This is a genomic window from Isoptericola haloaureus, assembly GCF_036689775.1.
GTDB lineage: Bacteria > Actinomycetota > Actinomycetes > Actinomycetales > Cellulomonadaceae > Isoptericola > Isoptericola haloaureus.
The window spans coordinates 148479-166368 of the sequence record NZ_JBAGLP010000118.1; the positions used below are offsets into that span (position 1 = coordinate 148479).

Annotated in this window: 12 protein-coding genes; 4 read left to right on the forward strand and 8 right to left on the reverse strand. The window is 72.7% G+C overall.

Annotation, left to right across the window (positions count from 1 at the left end; genetic code table 11):
• Positions 1-70: 70 nt before the first annotated feature.
• On the forward strand, positions 71-6124 hold the full coding sequence (locus tag V5O49_RS10975) for a prealbumin-like fold domain-containing protein (protein ID WP_332902273.1): 6054 nt from the start codon (positions 71-73) through the stop codon (positions 6122-6124).
• 94 nt (positions 6125-6218) lie between these two features.
• Here V5O49_RS10975 and dapE read toward each other — a convergent pair whose 3' ends face one another.
• Positions 6219-7364, reverse strand: a complete 1146-nt coding sequence (gene dapE / locus V5O49_RS10980; RefSeq protein WP_405001169.1) for a succinyl-diaminopimelate desuccinylase — start codon at positions 7362-7364, stop codon at positions 6219-6221.
• 39 nt (positions 7365-7403) lie between these two features.
• On the opposite strand from dapE, the gene dapD reads away from it, so the two are divergent.
• Together dapD and V5O49_RS10990 are read left to right on the forward strand one after the other, a co-directional pair.
• Positions 7404-8372, forward strand: coding sequence for a 2,3,4,5-tetrahydropyridine-2,6-dicarboxylate N-succinyltransferase (gene dapD / locus V5O49_RS10985; protein WP_332902274.1), 969 nt, complete (start codon positions 7404-7406; stop codon positions 8370-8372).
• Positions 8372-9274, forward strand: a complete 903-nt coding sequence (locus V5O49_RS10990) for a hypothetical protein (RefSeq protein ID WP_332902275.1) — start codon at positions 8372-8374, stop codon at positions 9272-9274. Before dapD ends, V5O49_RS10990 begins: the two co-directional genes overlap by 1 nt.
• A gap of 197 nt (positions 9275-9471) precedes the next feature.
• Here the strand turns inward: V5O49_RS10990 and V5O49_RS10995 are convergent, their stop codons facing one another.
• The 3 genes from V5O49_RS10995 to fdxA form a co-directional block, all read right to left on the reverse strand.
• Entirely contained in the window at positions 9472-10773 is a 1302-nt protein-coding gene (locus tag V5O49_RS10995; protein WP_332902276.1) for a citrate synthase, read from the reverse strand.
• A 171-nt stretch (positions 10774-10944) separates the two neighbouring features.
• Positions 10945-12090, reverse strand: a complete 1146-nt coding sequence (gene dapC / locus V5O49_RS11000; protein ID WP_332902277.1) for a succinyldiaminopimelate transaminase — start codon at positions 12088-12090, stop codon at positions 10945-10947.
• A 12-nt stretch (positions 12091-12102) separates the two neighbouring features.
• Entirely contained in the window at positions 12103-12420 is a 318-nt protein-coding gene (fdxA, locus tag V5O49_RS11005; RefSeq protein ID WP_278236790.1) for a ferredoxin, read from the reverse strand.
• Between the two features lie 72 nt (positions 12421-12492).
• On the opposite strand from fdxA, the gene V5O49_RS11010 reads away from it, so the two are divergent.
• On the forward strand, positions 12493-12792 hold the full coding sequence (locus V5O49_RS11010; protein WP_332902278.1) for a hypothetical protein: 300 nt from the start codon (positions 12493-12495) through the stop codon (positions 12790-12792).
• Positions 12793-12833: 41 nt separating this feature from the next.
• Here the strand turns inward: V5O49_RS11010 and V5O49_RS11015 are convergent, their stop codons facing one another.
• From V5O49_RS11015 to V5O49_RS11030, 4 genes are read right to left on the reverse strand one after another with little or no spacing between them, the layout of a single operon-like run.
• Entirely contained in the window at positions 12834-13844 is a 1011-nt protein-coding gene (locus tag V5O49_RS11015; RefSeq protein ID WP_332902279.1) for a prephenate dehydrogenase, read from the reverse strand.
• A complete protein-coding gene (locus V5O49_RS11020) occupies positions 13841-14773 on the reverse strand; it encodes a prephenate dehydratase (RefSeq protein WP_278236787.1) in 933 nt (310 codons plus the stop codon). Before V5O49_RS11020 ends, V5O49_RS11015 begins: the two co-directional genes overlap by 4 nt.
• Positions 14770-15660, reverse strand: coding sequence for an ACT domain-containing protein (locus V5O49_RS11025; RefSeq protein WP_332902280.1), 891 nt, complete (start codon positions 15658-15660; stop codon positions 14770-14772). The genes V5O49_RS11020 and V5O49_RS11025 overlap by 4 nt, the downstream gene beginning before the upstream one ends.
• Positions 15660-17831, reverse strand: a complete 2172-nt coding sequence (locus V5O49_RS11030) for a VanW family protein (protein WP_332902281.1) — start codon at positions 17829-17831, stop codon at positions 15660-15662. Before V5O49_RS11030 ends, V5O49_RS11025 begins: the two co-directional genes overlap by 1 nt.
• Positions 17832-17890 lie beyond the last annotated feature (59 nt).

Here is a 17890-nt window from a genome sequence, read left to right on the forward strand (position 1 = left end):
CAGCAGGAACTCGACTCGCGACGCCGCGAACACTCGACCCAGAGGCCGGTTCTTCCGGCCTCTCGCCGCGTTGACGGCCGCGACGCTCGCCCTGGGCTCCGTGGTGGCGCTGAGCACGCCGGCGGCCGCTGTCGACAGCACCTTCGAGATCGACGGCAACCAGGTCACGGAGGGTGGGATCGACTGGGAGACGGCCGATCCGAGCATCATCCGGGACCCGATCGGTAACGCGGACACGACGACGTTCGCCGGCGGGGACTCCGAGGCCAACGGCTGGCCGAACTGGGGCGGGGGCAACCCGGGGACGCCCTCGGGCAAGTCCGACCTCGGCAACGTCTTCGTCGACAGCGAGATCGTCACCGACGGTGTCGACTACACGCAGTGGCTGCACCTCGGCTGGGACCGCGACGGCGACTCCGGAACGGTGCAGTACTTCATCGAGCTCAACCAGCTGCCCAACCGCGACGCGCTGAATCCGGACCGCAGCGTCGGCGACGTCCGCATCGCCTTCGCGGAACTCGGCAACGGGAACTTCGTCTGCGAGTTCGTACGGACGTGGGACGGCTCTGCGTGGGTCGACCCGGTCCTGTGCGCGGGGTCCGCGACCAACGCCACGACGAACACGGAGTCCATCGAAGACCTGTTCGACTCGCCGAACGCCAATGATGCCGGCCAGATCGAGGCGGACAAGTTCGTCGAGGGTTCCATCAACCTCACCGACCTCGGCATCGGCGACGTCTGCCCGGCCACCGGGTTCAGCACGCTGAACATGCGCACCCAGACCGGTGGGTCCGGGAACTCGGCCCTCAAGGACCTCGCCACCGGTGAGATCGACGTGCCGAGCCTGTGCTCGCAGCTGACGATCCTCAAGGAGAGCGAGGACGGCGTCCCGCTGTCGGGGGCGACCTTCGAGATCAGCCCGAACCCGACGGGCGAAGGCCCCGACCCGCTGGAGTTCACCACCGGCGAGGACGGCACCTTCACCTTCGACGAGATCGGCGAGGACCTCTGGGGCACCGAGTTCACCGTGACGGAGACGGCGGCGCCGGACGGCTACCTCCTGCCCGCCGACCGCGACCAGACGATCACCATCGACGCCGGGGAGTCGGCCTCGCTGACCTTCGTCGACCCGATGCCGTGGGAACCGCTGACGATCGACGTCGAAGGGTCGGCCGAGCAGTTCATCACCCGGACGTGGACCAACGACAAGCAGGTCGACGGCGAGGACCAGATCGACCTGCCGGCCGACCAGTCGTCGGTCGAGCTCGAGTACACCATCGAGGTCCACGAGAGCGCTGAAGAGGTCACCGCCGAGGACCGCTCGATCACCGTCGTGGTCGACAACCCGAACGCGGAGAACGTGGTCGGCACCCTCGAGGTGACCATCGGCGGCGAGGCGTGCTCCGTCGACGGAGCCGTGGACATCGACCCGGTGAACGACGGCCTGCAGCTCGACTTCGGCCCGGACATCACCGGTTACGACGTCACCTGCCCGAACCCTCCCCTGGACGGCACCGTCGAGGCGACCGTGACCTGGGACCTGGGCGACTACCCGCAGACCCAGGCCCACATCGACGACCCCGACAACGCCGGCACCGACTCCGCCAGCGACTCGGTCGAGATCACCGCCGACGTGACCGACGAGGGCGTGCAGTCCGTGGACGTCTATGACGACTTCCTCACCCCGGACCTCGAGCCCGAGCTCCTCGGGACGGTCGTGGCCACCGGGGCCGAGAACACCACCACGTTCGACGTCACCCAGGTGATCGACGTCGGCCTCGGCGAGTGCATCCAGGTCGTCAACGACGGCTACATCGTCGAGACCGGGGCCGGCGCCGACGGCGACCGGATCGACGAGGCCCAGGAGGTCGTGACCGTCTGCCGGGAGGACCCGGCGGACCTGACGATCTTCAAGGCGAACGCCGACGGCCTGCTCCTGCCGGGCGCGACCTTCACGATCACTCCGAACCCGGTCGACCCCGCCGGTGACGACCCGCTGACGTTCAGCACCGGGGAGACCGGCGAGTACACCTTTGAGGACGTCGTCTACTTCGGTGAGTACACCGTCACCGAGACCGTCGCCCCCGAGGGTTACCTGCTCCCCGCTGACCGCGACCAGGTCGTCACCCTGGCGCCCGGGTCCGACGAGGCCCTCACCTTCATCGACCCGCTGGCCTGGGAGCCGCTGGAGCTGGACCTGACCGCCTCGCAGTTCGTCACCCGGTCGTGGACGAACGACAAGTCCGCCGACCAGACCACCATCGACCTGCGGGCCGACGAGGAGTCGGCCACGATCACCTACACGATCGAGGTCATGGAGAGCGACACGGTCCTGGACGAGTCGGCCGACCCGTCCCGGTCGGTCAGCGTCACGGTCACCAACCCGAACGCGGGTGCCGTGACCGGCACGCTGGACGCCGACCTCGACGGTGCGTTCTGCACTCTCGAGGGCGACGACGCCGACGAGCTGTCGTACGAGTTCCCTTCCGGCGAGACCGTCCTGCAGCTCGACTGCCCGAACCCGCCGCTGTTCGGCGAGGTCGAGGCGACCGTGACCTGGGAGCTGGCGGACTACCCCCAGACCCAGGACCACATCGACAACCCGGGCGACGCCGGGACCGACTCGGCCTCCGACACCCTCGACCTCGCCGAGGAGACCACCGACAACGGACTGCTCTCGGTCGACGTCTGGGACGACTTCACCAACCCGGACGCGGAGCCCGAGTACCTCGGCACCGTCGACGCCACGGGCAGCGCCGGCACCAGCACCTTCCAGTTCCCGAAGGAGTTCACGGTCGCCCAGGGTGAGTGCCTCCAGGTCGACAACACCGCCTACGTGGTCGAAGAGGATGCCGGCGCCGACGGTGACCGCATCGACGAGTCCAGCGCCTCGGTGACGATCTGCCGCGACGCCCCCGCCGAGCTGACCATCGTCAAGGTCGGCGAGGACGGGACCCCGATCCCGGGCGTCACGTTCGAGGTGAGCCCGAACCCGCTCGACCCGGCCGCCGAGGAGCCCCTCACGGTCGTGACCGGCGAGGACGGGACCTACACCGTCGAGCAGGTCGCCGACTTCGGCGAGTACGACGTCACCGAGGTCTCGGTCCCGGCCGAGTCCGGCTACCTCCTGCCTCCGCCGGGTGACCGCACGCAGACCGTCGAGCTCGTCGAGGGCGAGACCACCGAGGTCGAGTTCACCGACCCGCTGGCCTGGCAGCCGCTGACGGTCGACGTCTCGGGCGGGCAGTTCGTCACCCGGACGTGGACCAACGACAAGCAGGTCGACGGCAACGACACCGTCCTGCTGCCGGCCGACCAGGAGTCGGTCACGCTCGAGTACACCATCGAGGTCGTCGAGAGCGACACGGTCCTGGACGAGTCCGAGACCTCGCCCCGCTCGGTCACCGTCACGGTCACCAACCCGAACGCGGGCGCCGTGACCGGCACGGTGGACGTCGACCTCGACGGCACCGTCTGCACCCTCGAGGGCACCGAGCTGGCCGGCTGGGAGAACGAGTTCGCCCCCGGTGCGACCGTGCTGACGGTCGACTGCCCCGACCCGCCGCTGTTCGGCGAGGTCGAGGCGACCGTGACCTGGGACCTCGCGGACTACCCGCAGACCCAGGACCACATCGACAACCCGGACGACGCCGGCACCGACTCGGCCTCCGACACCCTCGACCTCGCCGAGGAGACCACCGACAACGGACTGCCCTCGGTCGACGTCTGGGACGACTTCGTCAACCCGGACCTCGAGCCCGCGTTCCTCGGCACCGTCGACGCCACCGGCAGCGCGAACACCACCACGTTCGACGTCACCCAGGAGATCGACGTCCCGCTCGGTGAGTGCGTGGAGGTCGTCAACGACGGCTACCTCGTCGAGACCGAGGCAGGCGCCGACGGAGACCGGATCGACTCCGCCACCGAGGTCGTCGACGTGTGCCGCGAGGCGCCCGCCGACCTGACCGTCTTCAAGGCGAACGCTGACGGCCTGCTCCTGCCGGGCGCTACCTTCACCATCAGCCCGAACCCGGTCGACCCGGCCGGTGACGACCCGCTGACGTTCAGCACCGGGGAGACCGGCGAGTACACCTTCTCCGACGTCGTCTACTTCGGTGAGTACACCGTCACCGAGACGATCGCCCCCGAGGGCTACCTGCTCCCCGCCGACCGCGACCAGGTCGTCACCCTGACCACCGGGTCCGACGAGGCCCTCACCTTCGTCGACCCGCTGGCCTGGGAGCCGCTGACGGTCGAGGTCTCGGCCGAGCAGTTCGTCACCCGGACCTGGACCGACGACAAGCAGGCCGATGCCACCACGATCGACCTGCGGGCCGACGAGGAGTCGGCCACGATCAACTACACGATCGAGGTCATGGAGAGCGACACGGTCCTGGACGAGTCGGCCGACCCGTCCCGGTCGGTCGCCGTCACGGTCACCAACCCGAACGCGGGCGCCGTGACCGGCACGGTGGACGTCGACCTCGACGGCACCGTCTGCACCCTCGAGGGCACCGACCTGGACGGCTGGGAGAACGAGTTCCCCTCCGGCGACACCGTCCTGATGGTCGACTGCCCCAACCCGCCGCTGTTCGGCGAGGTCGAGGCGACCGTGACCTGGGAGCTGGCGGACTACCCGCAGACCCAGGACCACATCGACAACCCGGACGACGCCGGCACGGACACGGCCGGTGACACCCTCGACCTGGCCGAGGCCACCACCGACAACGGCCTGCGCTCGGTCGACGTCTGGGACGACATCACCAACCCCGACGCCGACCCGGAGCTCCTCGGCACCGTCGACGCCGTCGACAGCGCCAACACGACGCCCTTCGAGTTCTCGAAGGAGTTCGAGGTCGCCCAGGGTGAGTGCCTCCAGGTCGACAACACCGTCTTCCTGGTGGAGACCGGCGCCGGCGCCGGCGGCGAGCGCATCGACGTGTCCAGCGCCTCGGTGTCGATCTGCCGCGGCGCCCACGCCGAGCTGACCATCGTCAAGGTCGGCGAGGACGAGACGGAGCTCGAGGGAGCCACCTTCGAGATCACGCCGAACCCGCTCGACCCGGCCGCCGAGGAGCCCCTCACGGTCGTGACCGGCGAGGACGGGACCTACACCGTCGAGCAGATCGCCGACTTCGGGACCTACCTGGTCGAGGAGACCGTCGCGCCCCCCGGCTACCTGCTGCCGGCGGACCGCACCCGGTCCGTCGAGCTCGTCGAGGGCGAGACCACCGAGGTCGAGTTCATCGACCCGCTGGTCTGGGAGCCGATGGAGATCACGGTCGAGGGTGAGGGCACGCAGTACGTCAGCCGCACCTTCACGGTCGACAAGGAGCCGAGCACGCACCCGGTCACCCTGCCGGCCGACCAGGAGGAGACCACGGTCGAGTTCGTCGTGCAGGTGGTGGAGGGTCCGACGACCCTCGACGACGCCACGCTCTCGGCGGCCGTGACGGTGTCCAACCCGAACGACTACGCGATGACGGGCACCGTGGCGGCGACGTTCGAGGGCTCCGCCTGCCTCGTCGACGCCGAGGACGCCGACGGGATCGCCGACGGCCTCCAGTACTCGTTCGGACCGGGCGAGACGGCGATGGCGCTCACCTGCGAGAACGTCGACGACTTCGTCGGCACCCTCGCGGCGACCGTGACCTGGGACCTGGCGGCTTACCCGCAGACGCAGGACCACATCGACACGCCCGCCGAGGCCGGTGCGGACGAGGCCACGGACTCGCTCGACATCGACCCGAGCGTGATGGACAACGGTCCGACGTCGGTGGAGGTCTGGGACGACTGGATCGTCCCGGACTACGCGCCCGTGCTGCTGGGGACGGTCGACGCCGAAGAGGCCGGGGCCGTCACGGAGTTCCCGGTCGCCCAGAGCGTCTCGGTCGAGCAGGGCCGCTGCGTGCTGGTCACCAACGAGGCCTACCTCCTCGACGGGGCCCGCGAGCTCGACCGTGACGGTGCGTCCGTCCAGGTCTGCCGCGACGTCCCGGTGACGCCGCCGCAGCCGCCGCTGCCGCAGACCGGCACGAACACGGCCCTGGCCGCGATCGGTGCGCTGCTGCTCATCGGTACCGGTGCCGGGATGATGTTCGTCCGTCGCCGCACCCGGGGCTGAGTCCCCGACACCGACGACGCCGGTGGCGCCGCCCCTCGGGGCGGTACCACCGGCGTCGTCGGGTCAGCAGGTGCCCGTCGGCGCCGCGGGACGGCTACGCGCCCACGAGCCAGGCCCGCAGGGCGTCCCGGCAGACGGCGAGCTCGGCGACCCGCACGCGCTCGTCGTCGGCGTGGGCCAGGAGCGCGTCGCCGGGGCCGAAGTTCACGGCGGGGATCCCGAGCTCGGCGAATCGCGCCACGTCCGTCCAGCCGTACTTGGGCTTCGGCGCTCCCCCGGTCCGGTCCAGGACGGCGGCGACGAACTCGGCGGCGAGCGGGTCGTCGAGTCCCGGCCGGGCGGCCGGCGAGGCGTCGGTGACGACGACCTCGTAGCCGTCGAACAGCTCCCGCAGGTGCTGCTCGGCCTCCGCCAGCGTGCGCGACGGCGCGAAGCGGTAGTTGACCGTCACGGTGCAGGCGTCGGGCACGACGTTGCCCGCGATGCCGCCGCGGATGCCCACGGCGTTGAGGCCCTCGCGGTACAGCAGCCCGTCGACCTCGACCTGCACGGCCTCGTAGCCGGACAGGAGGGCCAGGATCGGGGCGGCCGCATGGATGGCGTTCTCGCCCCGCCAGGACCGCGCCGAGTGGGCCGCCACGCCGCGGGTGGTCACGTCGACCCGGATCGTGCCCTGGCAGCCTCCCTCGATGTCGGCGGAGGTCGGTTCCCCGAGGACGGCGAAGTCCCCGGCCAGCAGGTCCGGGCGGTTCCGCGCGAGCCGCTTGAGCCCGCTCTTGGACTCCTCGACCTCCTCGTGGTCGTAGAACACGTAGGTCAGATCCGCCACCGGCTCTGCGCCCGGACGCCCGAGCTCCACGGCCAGCGCCAGCATGACGGCGACCCCGGCCTTCATGTCGACGGTCCCCCGGCCCCACAGCTCGCGGTCGTCACCCTCGCCGGCCAGTCGCGTCGGCAGGTTGGGCGGGTCGGTCAGCGGCACCGTGTCGAGGTGGCCGGCGAGCACGACCCGGCGGTCGCGCCCGAGCGTCGTGCGGGCGACGACGGCGTCACCGTCACGGTGCACCTCCAGGTGCGGCTGGTCGCTCAGCAGCGCCTCGACGGCGTCCGCGAGTGCGGCCTCGTCGCCCGAGACGGACTCGATGTCGCAGATCGCGGCGAGCAGGTCGACGAGGTCGGAGCTCGGGAGCGTCGCGGGGTCCGTCAGGGTCGCGGGAAGTCGTGTCTGCGCTTCGGTCACCCCGTCATCGTGCCACCTCTCGCGGATAGGCTGGTGCCCATGACGACGCCCAGCACCTCTCCCCGTACCGCCTGGGGCCTCGGCCTCGCCACGGTCGCCGACGACGGCAGCACGCTCGACGTCTGGTACCCGTCGCCCGCGCTCGGCACGGCCCCGGACGACGTCGACGTCCCCGTTGACCTCGCCGCGCTCACGCGCCGTGACGACGCCCGCCGCGTCGACGTCTCGGTGGTGCGCACCGAGATCGACCTGGACGCCCCGCCGGCGGACACCGCGGACGCCTACCTGCGCCTGCACCTGATCTCCGCGCGGCTCGTCCAGCCGCACGGGCTCAACGTCGAGGGCATCTTCGGCAAGCTGACCAACGTCGTGTGGACGTCGCGCGGTCCCTGCGCGGTCGCCGACTTCGAGATGACGCGCCTGCGGCTGCGTGCCGCGGCGGACGCCCCGGTCACGGTCTACGGCGTGGACAAGTTCCCCCGCATGGTCGACTACGTGGTGCCGACCGGCGTGCGCATCGCCGACGCCGACCGCGTCCGCCTCGGCGCGCACCTGTCCGAGGGGACGACGGTGATGCACGAGGGCTTCGTGAACTTCAACGCCGGCACCCTGGGGTCCTCCATGGTCGAGGGCCGCATCTCCGCGGGTGTCGTCGTGGGCGACGGGTCCGACGTCGGCGGCGGCGCCTCGATCATGGGCACGCTGTCCGGCGGGGGCAAGGAGGTCATCTCCCTCGGCGAGCGCTGCCTGCTCGGCGCCAACGCCGGTCTCGGCATCGCGCTCGGCGACGACTGCGTGGTCGAGGCCGGTCTGTACGTGACCGCCGGGACCAAGGTGACGGTCCTGGACGAGATGGGCGACGAGGGCGAGCCGCGCGTGGTCAAGGCCCGCGAGCTGTCCGGCCGCGACGGTCTGCTCCTGCGCCGCAACTCCCGCACGGGCGCCGTGGAGGCGCTCACGCGCCAGGGTGTCGGCGTCGAGCTGAACGCCGCGCTGCACGCCAACTGATGGCCGCACGACGGCGCTCGGCCGCGCGGTCGGCCGGCGCCGTCGGGGCGGTGCTCACCGTCGGCCTCGCGGCCGTCCTCGGGGTGCTGCTCCTGCTGTGGGCCCGCGACGACGGTCCCCGCGCCGCCGAGCGGTGCACCGCCCGTCTCGACGGCACGGACTGGCCGCTCACGACCGAGCAGGCGGAGAACTCCGCCCTGATCGTCGGCTCGACGATCCGTCGGGGCCTGCCCGCGCGGGCGGCGACCATCGGGGTGGCCACGGCGCTGCAGGAGTCCCGGCTGGTCAACATCGACTACGGCGACCGGGACTCGCTGGGCCTGTTCCAGCAGCGCCCCTCGCAGGGCTGGGGCACCCCGGAGCAGGTCATGGACCCGGTGTACTCCACGAACGCCTTCTACGACGGACTCGTCGAGGTCGAGGGCTGGCAGGACGCCGAGGTCACCGTCGCCGCGCAGGCGGTGCAGCGGTCGGCCTTCCCTGACGCGTACGCCCAGCACGAGACCCGCGCGCGGGCCTGGGCGTCGTCGTTGACGGGCCACTCCCCCGGCTCGGTCACCTGCGACGTGCCGCCGGCGGACCCGCAGGCCCCGCAGGCCCCGCACGTCACCGTGGCCGATCGGGTCGACCGTGATCTGGGGCTCGGCGGCCGTGCGGTCCGCGGCGACGGCGCGACGACGAGGATCGACGCGACGGCGCTGCGCTACGACGACACGACCCGGTCGACCTGGGCCGTGGCCCACTGGGCGGTCGCGACGGCCGAGGCCACCGGAGCCGTCGAGGTCCGGGCCGACGGTCGGGTCTGGACCCGCGAGTCCGCCGCCTGGACGGCCCTCGGCCCCGACGAGAACGGCCCGCGCGACGGCGTCGTCCGCGTCCGGGTCGTCGAACCCACCGCCTGATCCCCGCCGACTACCGCTGAACCCGCGCACGCGAGAGGGGGCACGCCCCACGGCGTCGTCAGTCGCGAAGTGCAGGTCACGCGCCGGTCGCGCAGGCGAGAGGGGGCACGCCCCACGGCGTCGTCAGTCGCGAAGTGCAGGTCGCGCAGCGACCGTGAACGCGACGCCGTGGGGACGTGCCCGATCTCGCGGGCTGATCAGCGCTGATCGAGCGCCACGTAGTCCCGCTCGGTCGGCCCGGTGTAGATCTGCCGCGGACGGCCGATCTTGGTCTGCGGGTCCTTCATCATCTCGCGCCACTGAGCGATCCAGCCGGGCATCCGACCCATCGCGAACAGCGGGGTGAACATGGCCGGCGAGAAGCCCATGGCCTTGTAGATGAGCCCCGTGTAGAAGTCGACGTTCGGGTAGAGCTTGCGCTCGACGAAGTAGTCGTCGTTGAGCGCGATGTCCTCGAGGCCCCGGGCGATGTCGAGCAGCTCGTCCTTGGCACCCAGCTCGTCGAGCACGGCGTCGGCGTGCTTCTTGACGATGGCGGCGCGCGGGTCGTAGCTCTTGTAGACCCGGTGGCCGAAGCCCATGAGCCGGACGCCGTCCTCCTTGTTCTTGACCTTCTTCATGAAGGTCTCGACGGAGTCCTCGCCGGAGCGGATGTTCTCCAGCATGAGCAGCACGGCCTCGTTGGCACCGCCGTGCGAGGGGCCGGACAGGGCGTTGATGCCGGCCGACACCGACGCGTAGAGGGTCGCGTTGGACGAGCCGACGACGCGGACGGTCGACGTCGAGCAGTTCTGCTCGTGGTCGGCGTGCAGGATGAGCAGCTTGTCCATCGCCGAGACGAGCGTGGGGTTGGCCTGCCACTCCTCGTAGGGGCGGGCGAAGGTCATGCGCAGGAAGTCGTCGACGTAGCCGCGCGCCGCGTCCGGGTAGAGCAGCGGCTCGTCGCGCATGGACCGGTGCACGTAGGAGGTGATGGTGCGGATCTTGGCGAGGATCAGCACCGTCGCGAGCTCGACCGCCTCGTCGTCGTGCGGGTCGAGCGACTCCGGGTAGTAGGTCGCCAGCGCGTTGACCGCCGAGGCCATGATCGCCATGGGGTGGCCGCCGCGCGGGAAGGTGCCGAGGAAGGTGCGGAACGCCTCGGGCACGAGGGTGTGCCGGTTGATCCGCTCGGTGAACGCCTCGAGCTCGGCGGGGGTCGGCAGCTCGCCGTGGATGAGCAGGTACGAGACCTCGAGGAACGACGAGGAGTCGGCGAGCTGCTCGATCGGGTAGCCGCGGTAGCGCAGGATGCCCTGGCCGCCGTCGATGTAGGTGATCGCGGACTCGCAGGAGGCGGTGTTGGTGAACCCGGGGTCGACGGTCACCATGCCGGTGTCCTTGAGCAAGGAGGACACGACGATGCCGTCGTTGCCTTCCGTCGCCGGCACCACGGGCAGTTCTCGGCTCGTGCCGTCGACGCTGAGCTCGACCGTGGGGGTCTGCTGGGTGGACGTCATGTCTTCCTTCCCTGACGGGCCCTCGGCCTCCGTCGTCGGAGGCTCCGGCACGTGAACTCGTGGCATGGTCACGGACTACCTGACGTGCCCGCCTGGACGGTGTCACCACAGAGCAGCCTCGGCCTGCAGGTCAAACTACCCCCCTCATCCCATGCGGTTCCAATCGTCGCGTCAAGACGATGTGATCCGCGCCACAGCATCGGTCACGGCCTGGTCCGACGCGGTCAACGCCACGCGCACGTGCGACGCGCCGGCCACCCCGTAGAACTCGCCGGGACCGACCAGGATGCCGAGCCGCGCGAACCGTCGGGCCAGGTCCCGCGACGTCGCGGCGTCCGCCGCGTCGGCCGGACGCGTCCACAGGTACAGACCGGCCGCGGAGTGGTCGACGGCGAAACCGCCCTGGTGCAGCGCCGGCAGCAGGGCGTCCCGACGTCGGCGGTACCGCTCGCGCTGGGCGTCGACGTGGGCGTCGTCGGACAGGGCGACCCGGAGCGCGGCCTGCACCGGCGCGGGCATGATCATCCCGAGGTGCTTGCGGGTAGCGACCAGGTCGGCGACCAGCCGCGGGTCCCCGGCGACGAAGGCGGCCCGGTACCCGGCGAGGTTCGACTGCTTGGAGACCGAGTAGGCGACGAGCAGGCCGTCGAGCGACCCGTCCGTGACCCGCGGGTCGAGCAGGCTCGGCACCCGGCCGACCCCGTCCGCGCCGGCCCACGGCTCGTCCCAGGCGAGCTCGGCGTAGCACTCGTCGGACACGACGACGGCGCCGGTCTCGCGCGCCGCGGCCACCACGGCGCGCAGGTGCTCGACGTCGGCCACCGCACCGGTGGGGTTGGACGGCGAGTTGACCCACACCAGACGGACGTCCTCGCGCCCGGCCCAGGTGGCGACGTCGTCGGCCGGCAGCGCGGTGGCCCCCGCGAGCCGCGCCCCCACGTCGTAGGTGGGGTACGCGATCTCGGGGTGGACGACGACGTCGCCGGGGCCGAGCCGCAGCAGGGAGGGCAGCAGCCCGACCAGCTCCTTGGACCCGACCGTCGGCATGACGCCGTCCGGGTCGAGACCCGGCACGCCGCGGCGCCGCGCGAACCAGTCCACGACCGTCTCGCGCAGCGCGGCGGTGCCGTGCGTCGTCGGGTAGCCCGGAGCGTCGGCGGCGGCCGTCAGCGCGTCCTGGACGACCCGCGGGGTGGGGTCGACGGGCGTCCCGACGGACAGGTCCACCATCCCGCCGGGGTGCGCCGCGGCCGTCGCACGGACGTCACCGAGGGTGTCCCAGGGGTAGGGCAGGTCGCGCAGGTCGGCGAAACCCATCCGGGGCCCGCGTCAGCCCTGCGGGGGCAGGGCGGCGATCATCGGGTCGTCCTTCTCGATGACGCCCATCTTGGCCGCGCCGCCCGGGGAGCCGATGTCGTCGAAGAACTCGACGTTCGCCCGGTAGTAGTCGGTCCACTCCTCGGGGACGTCGTCCTCGTAGTAGATGGCCTCGACCGGGCACACCGGCTCGCAGGCGCCGCAGTCCACGCACTCGTCCGGGTGGATGTACAGCGAGCGCGACCCCTCGTAGATGCAGTCCACGGGACACTCCTCGATGCACGCCTTGTCCTTGAGGTCGACGCACGGCTGAGCGATCACGTAGGTCACTGCAGTTCCCTTCCAGGGGATCGGCGGAGCGGCTGCTCCGGTCTTTCGGGGGCTCACTCTAGTATCGCTCACGTGAGAATCTCGCACGCCGCCGGCGGATCGTCCGCCTGGCGAGACTGGACGGCCGGGACCCGGGTCGTCGTGCGGCGTCGGCTCTCGGCCGAGGAGGCCCGGCGCAGCGGGAAACGGTCCACGGACGTCATCGGCCTGGTGGTGACGTCCGACACGTCGGGCGTCACGCTCCGCCGTGACCCCGCGCGGCCGTCGGCGCCGGGTGCGGGGACCGAGGTCCGCATCGAGGCCGAGGAGATCGAGGCCACGCGGGTGCTGCCGCCGCGGCCCGAGCGCCGACCGCCCCGCAGGTCCGACTGACCCACGCCGCGGCCCGGGTAGGCTGCGTCGGGCCGACGACGTCAGGGCGACGGCGTCAGGTGGATCGCCCGCCCGTCCAGACCGGTCACGACGGCGCCGCCGGTGCACCGCTCCACGAGCAGGGCGGGCCACCCCGCGCCCCGGGCCAGCGTCTCGGACTCCCCCGGCGCGGGGGCCGTGGAACCGGCTGCGGCACGACGCTCGACGCGCAGGTCGTCCGCGGCGTGGAAGAAGTCGTGCACCGAGGCGTTCGACTCCAGCCGGTGCACCACGAGCTCGAGGTCGCGCACCACCTTGCGCAGCGCGGGCGCCACCCAGGCCGCGTTCTCGGTCACCATCGCCTCCGTGCGGGCCGGGTCCGTCAGGGCGACCCGCGTCCCGTCCCGAAAGCTGCCCGCCGCCAGCAGGCGCGCCACCGGCCCGACCGGCGCGCCGGCCACGGCGTTGAGGAGCTGGGTCGCCACGACGTGCGGCACGTGGCTGACCAGGGCGGCCGCCTCGTCGTGCACGTCGTCGGTGAGCACCACCGCGCGGCCCGCGCACGCCCCCGTGACCCACGCGAGCACCGTGGCGACCCGGTCCGGGTCGACCGCCGCGGCGTCGTCCACCGTCACCGCCCACACCACGCCGTCGAGCAGCCCGACGTCGGAGGCGTCGAACCCGCTGTGCTCGGTCCCGGCCATGGGGTGCGCGCCGACGTACCGCCCGGCGAGGCCGGCCGCGGCGACCGCGGCCCGCACGGGGCTCTTGACGCTGCCGACGTCCGTGACGGTCGCCGTCGCCGGTGCGTGCGCGGCCACGTGCTCGGCCACCGTCGTCATCGCCCGCAGCGGCACGGCCAGCACCACGAGGTCGGCGGCGTCGACGCAGCCCGCGACGTCGTCCGTCACGGTCAGTCCGGCCCGCCGGGCCGCCGCACGCGCGGACGGGGAGACGTCGGTCGCCACGACGTCCGCCCCGCGCGCCGCGAGCAGGCGCGCCAGGGACCCGCCGATCAGGCCCAGCCCGACGACGGCGACCCGGCCGTGCGGCGGCGTCCGCGTCCCGGTCACCACAGCAGCCCCTGGTCCACGACCTCGTCCGGGTCGCCGGCGCGCACCGACCCCGTCGGGGCCTCGTCCGCCAGCGCACCGTCGAGACCGCCCTCCCCCGGCGCCGCGGGGTAGGCGCCGAGCACCTTCAGCGCGTCGCCGGCGGCCAGCAGGTCGCCGAACAGGTCGCGAACGGCCGGCTCCCACGGGGCGGCGTCGAGGGTCACGACGAACACGTACTGCCCCTCGCGCGCCTTGAGCGGCCGGGTGACCAGGCTCGACATGTTGACCCCGCGCACGGCGAAGGCGTCGGTGACGCGGGCCAGCACCCCCGGACCCGTGATGGTCGGCGTGACCGCCAGCATCGTGCGCCACGTCGCGCCGTCGTGCCCTGCCCCGAGCCGGTCGCGGGCACGGTCCCGGCGGTCCAGGACGAGGAACCGGGTCCGGGCGCCGGCGAAGTCCGCCACGGACTCCGCGAGGGTGTCCAGCCCGTACAGCTCGCCGCACAGGGGCGGCCCCAGGGCCACCTGGTGGTCCCGCACGTCCCGGCAGGCGGCCGCGTTCGACGCGGCGGGCACGGGCGTCAGGCCGCGCGCCGCGACGAAGCGGGCGCACTGCGCCAGGCCGTGCGGGTGCGCCGTCGCCTCGACCAGCTCGCCGTGGCCGGGACGCACGAACGCGTCGAAGGTGATGTCCAGGACGACCTCGTCCACGGCGACCACGTCCGCGCTGGCCAGGAGGGCGTCGACCGACGGCACGACGTAGCCCTCCACCGAGCTCTCGATCGCCACCACACCGACGGCGGCCTGCCCCGAGGCCACCGCGTCGTGCACGGCCGGCACGTCCGCGCAGGGCACGACGTCGGCCCCCGCGTCGGCGCGGTCCGTCCACCAGCGGGCGGCCTGGTGGGTGAAGGTGCCTTCCGGCCCCAGGTAGGCGACCCTCACGCGCCGACCCACCGGGGGGTGAGCGCCTCCGGTCCGGGCGCGAACCGGTCGCCCGGCAGGACCGCCAGCGTGCGGTGCGACACCGACCGGGCGTCCAGCTCGGCGACCAGGGCGTCGAGCACCGCCACGTCCGGGCAGCGGAAGGAGCTGAAGAACACGTGCGGACCGTAGGTCGAGGGGTGGCTGCGCAGGTGCTGCAGGTCCACCCCCGCGTCGGCGAGGAGGCCGAGCGTCTGGCGCAGGGAACCGCGGTGGTCGTCGCTCGGCCCGAACGCCAGCCAGACCTGGGCCGGAGCGGAGAACTGCGGCCAGGCGCCCCGCGCCTCGAGCAGCCCGTACCAGACCGGGGGCTGCTCGCCCAGGTGCTCGCTGCCGGGGACCTCGGTCCACCCAGCCGGCACCCGGGAGCGCTCCAGCACGAGCGAGCCCTGCTCCCCCGCCAGGGCCGCGCGCTCGGCCACCGGTGTCGCCGTCGGCACGAGCCGCGGGCTGACGCCCATGCTGCGCAGCACGTCGGCGCAGTCGCGCATGCCCGCCTCGTCGACCACGACCTGTCCGCCGACCACGCCCGGCGGGGCGACCCAGACCCACTGGGTCCCCACGGTGGCGGCGGCGGTGACGATCAGCCGCGGGTCGCCGTCGAGCAGCGCCTGCTCCAGGGCGGGCGAGGGCTGCTCCGGGTGACCGAGGTGCACGACGGCGGCCAGGTCGTCGATGCCGGCCACCGTCGCCAGCGCCTGGGTCATCGTGCCGAGGTCGAGCAGCTCGGTCGACTCGTCGGGGACCGCGGAGATCACCGCCGACCCCGCGGCCACGCCGGACCAGCCGGCGTCGTGCGCGGCGAGCGCGGCGTGCGCCGACGACTCGCGGGAGATCCGTCCGAGCATCAGTCGTCCCCGTCCTTGTCGTTCTCCTGCTCCGGCGGGGTGCAGGTCACCGCGTCGTCCGGCTTGTACCGCCAGAAGTCGGACTCGTCCTTGACCAGGTCGCCGTCGAGGTACACCTTGCGGTACACGGTGATGGCGAACCCGGGCTGCCCGCCCGGGTAGGGCTCGCAGTCGGGGCTGCTGGACATGTCGACCTCGGAGACCGGCTCGACCTCCTGCCTGCCGGAGTCGGAGGTCTCGACGTCGTAGTACTCCGTCGACCAGATCTTGACGTGCAGCCGCCCGCCGGAGACGTAGCTCTGCAGCAGCGCCCCGTACGGGGTGTCGTTGCGGAACTTCATGTCGATCGCGCCGACGTAGATCGTTGCCTCGCGCCCCGCCGGGTAGCGGCTGAACCAGTAGCTGTGCTGACGGTGCTCGACGTCGTCGAAGCCCGCGAAGAAGCCCGCGTTGTAGCTGGTGGTGGCCATCTGCGACAGCCCGCCGCCCACGGCGTCGACGTGCACCCCGTTGCTCACCACGCCGGCGGCGAAGTAGCCGTTGGAGACCTCGATGGGCGAGAGCGTGTCGATGAGGGAGAACGTCTCGTCCGGGCGCACCAGGGTGCCGTTGACCAGCTGGGCGCCGCGCACCAGGTTCTTGGTGCGGATGGGTTCGCTGGTCAGCGGCGTGGAGAACTCCGAGACGACCTCCTTCACCCCCAGCTCCTCCAGCGAGGCCCGCGAGTCCTCCGGGTCCTCCTCGACGAGCTCGACCTGCGTGGCACGTTCGGGAGACAGCGCGGCGCCGCCGACGGCGTCGGCGACCTGCTCGGGGTCGAGGGTGGTGCCCGCCTCCCCGCCGACGATGACCGGCTCGCCGCCGGAGAACTCGAAGTGGGCGTCGTTCGGCTCGCGCAGCAGGTCGTTCGTCCGCTCGACGATCGCGGACGTGAGCCGGTCGCCGTCGAACTGCGCCACCAGAGCGCCGTCCTGCGGCACGAACGACGTGGACCGGGCCAGCACGCGCGCCGGGAGCTCCGGGTTCTGGGTGTCGACCTCCACGGTCACCGGCCCCGAGACGACCTCCTCGGCCTCGGCCAGGGCGGCATCGGTGTCCGCCTGGTCGATCGCCGGCTCGACCGGCTCGGTCGGCAGGTCGACGGGTCCGTCGGTCACCAGCCAGGCGGAGACGATCGCGTCGTCGGCGGCGTCCTGGACGACCTGCGTACCCGCGGCCGCCTCGGTCGCCACGGCCTCGCCGTCGGCGAACCGGACCGTGCCGTCGACGGGCTCGGTCGCCAACGACTGGGCGACGCCGCCGACGGCGGTCCGCAGCGTGGGGCGGTCGACACCCACGACCGGGGGCACCTCGTCGCCGCCGACGAGGTGCTCCAGCAGTCGCGACGGCTCCAGGGTGAAACCGGTCAGGTCCTCCACCGTGCCGGCGGAGTCGAGGCTCAGCCCCGCCTCGGCCGGGTCGATCGTGCTCGTGGACTCGCCGGCGCGGACGGTGACCGGCTCGGCGGCGCGGGGGCCGAGGCCCTCGTCCAGGGCGGTCACGGCCTCGGCCGTGGGCAGGCCGCCGATGTCGACACCCGCCACGGTGGTGCCCCTCGGCACGCTGTCGGCGACCAGCCACTGCGCACCCACGTACAGGCCCGCGAGGACGACGACCCCGGCCAGGGCTCCGAGCAGCACCTTCGGGGTGCGGCTCGGCGCACCGTCACCCTGCAAGCCCTCCAGCGGGGTCCCGGCACCGTCCGACGGCGGGACCGCCGGAGACTGCTCGCCGGCCGGGCTCCCGGCGCCGGCGGCGGACGTCGCGGACACCGCCGGGATGGCCTCGGTCGGGGCGGCGGGGGGCGTGCTGGACGGTGCCCGCACGGTGGCCACGGAACGGGGCTGCTCCCAGGCGCGCACGCTGGGTTCGTACGGGACGTCCGGGTCCTCCGGCGCGTCCTGCGCATCCTGCGCGGGCGCGTCCGGGGTCCCGGCGGACGAGGAGCCTGCGGTCCCGGCGGAAGGGGTTCCCGCGGTCCCGGCGGGCGAGGCGTCGCCGGCGTCCGGTTCCTCCCAGGCCCGCACCGCAGGCTCGTACGGGGTGTCCCCGGCGGCGGAGGCGTCGCCCGGCGACGAGGCCGAGTTCTGCGACGCGCGCACCTGGTCGTCACCCTCGGTCGGCTGGCCCATCGACACGCTCCGTGCTGGTCTCTCGTGGGGGCCCCACGACCCCCGGGACGTCCTGGACG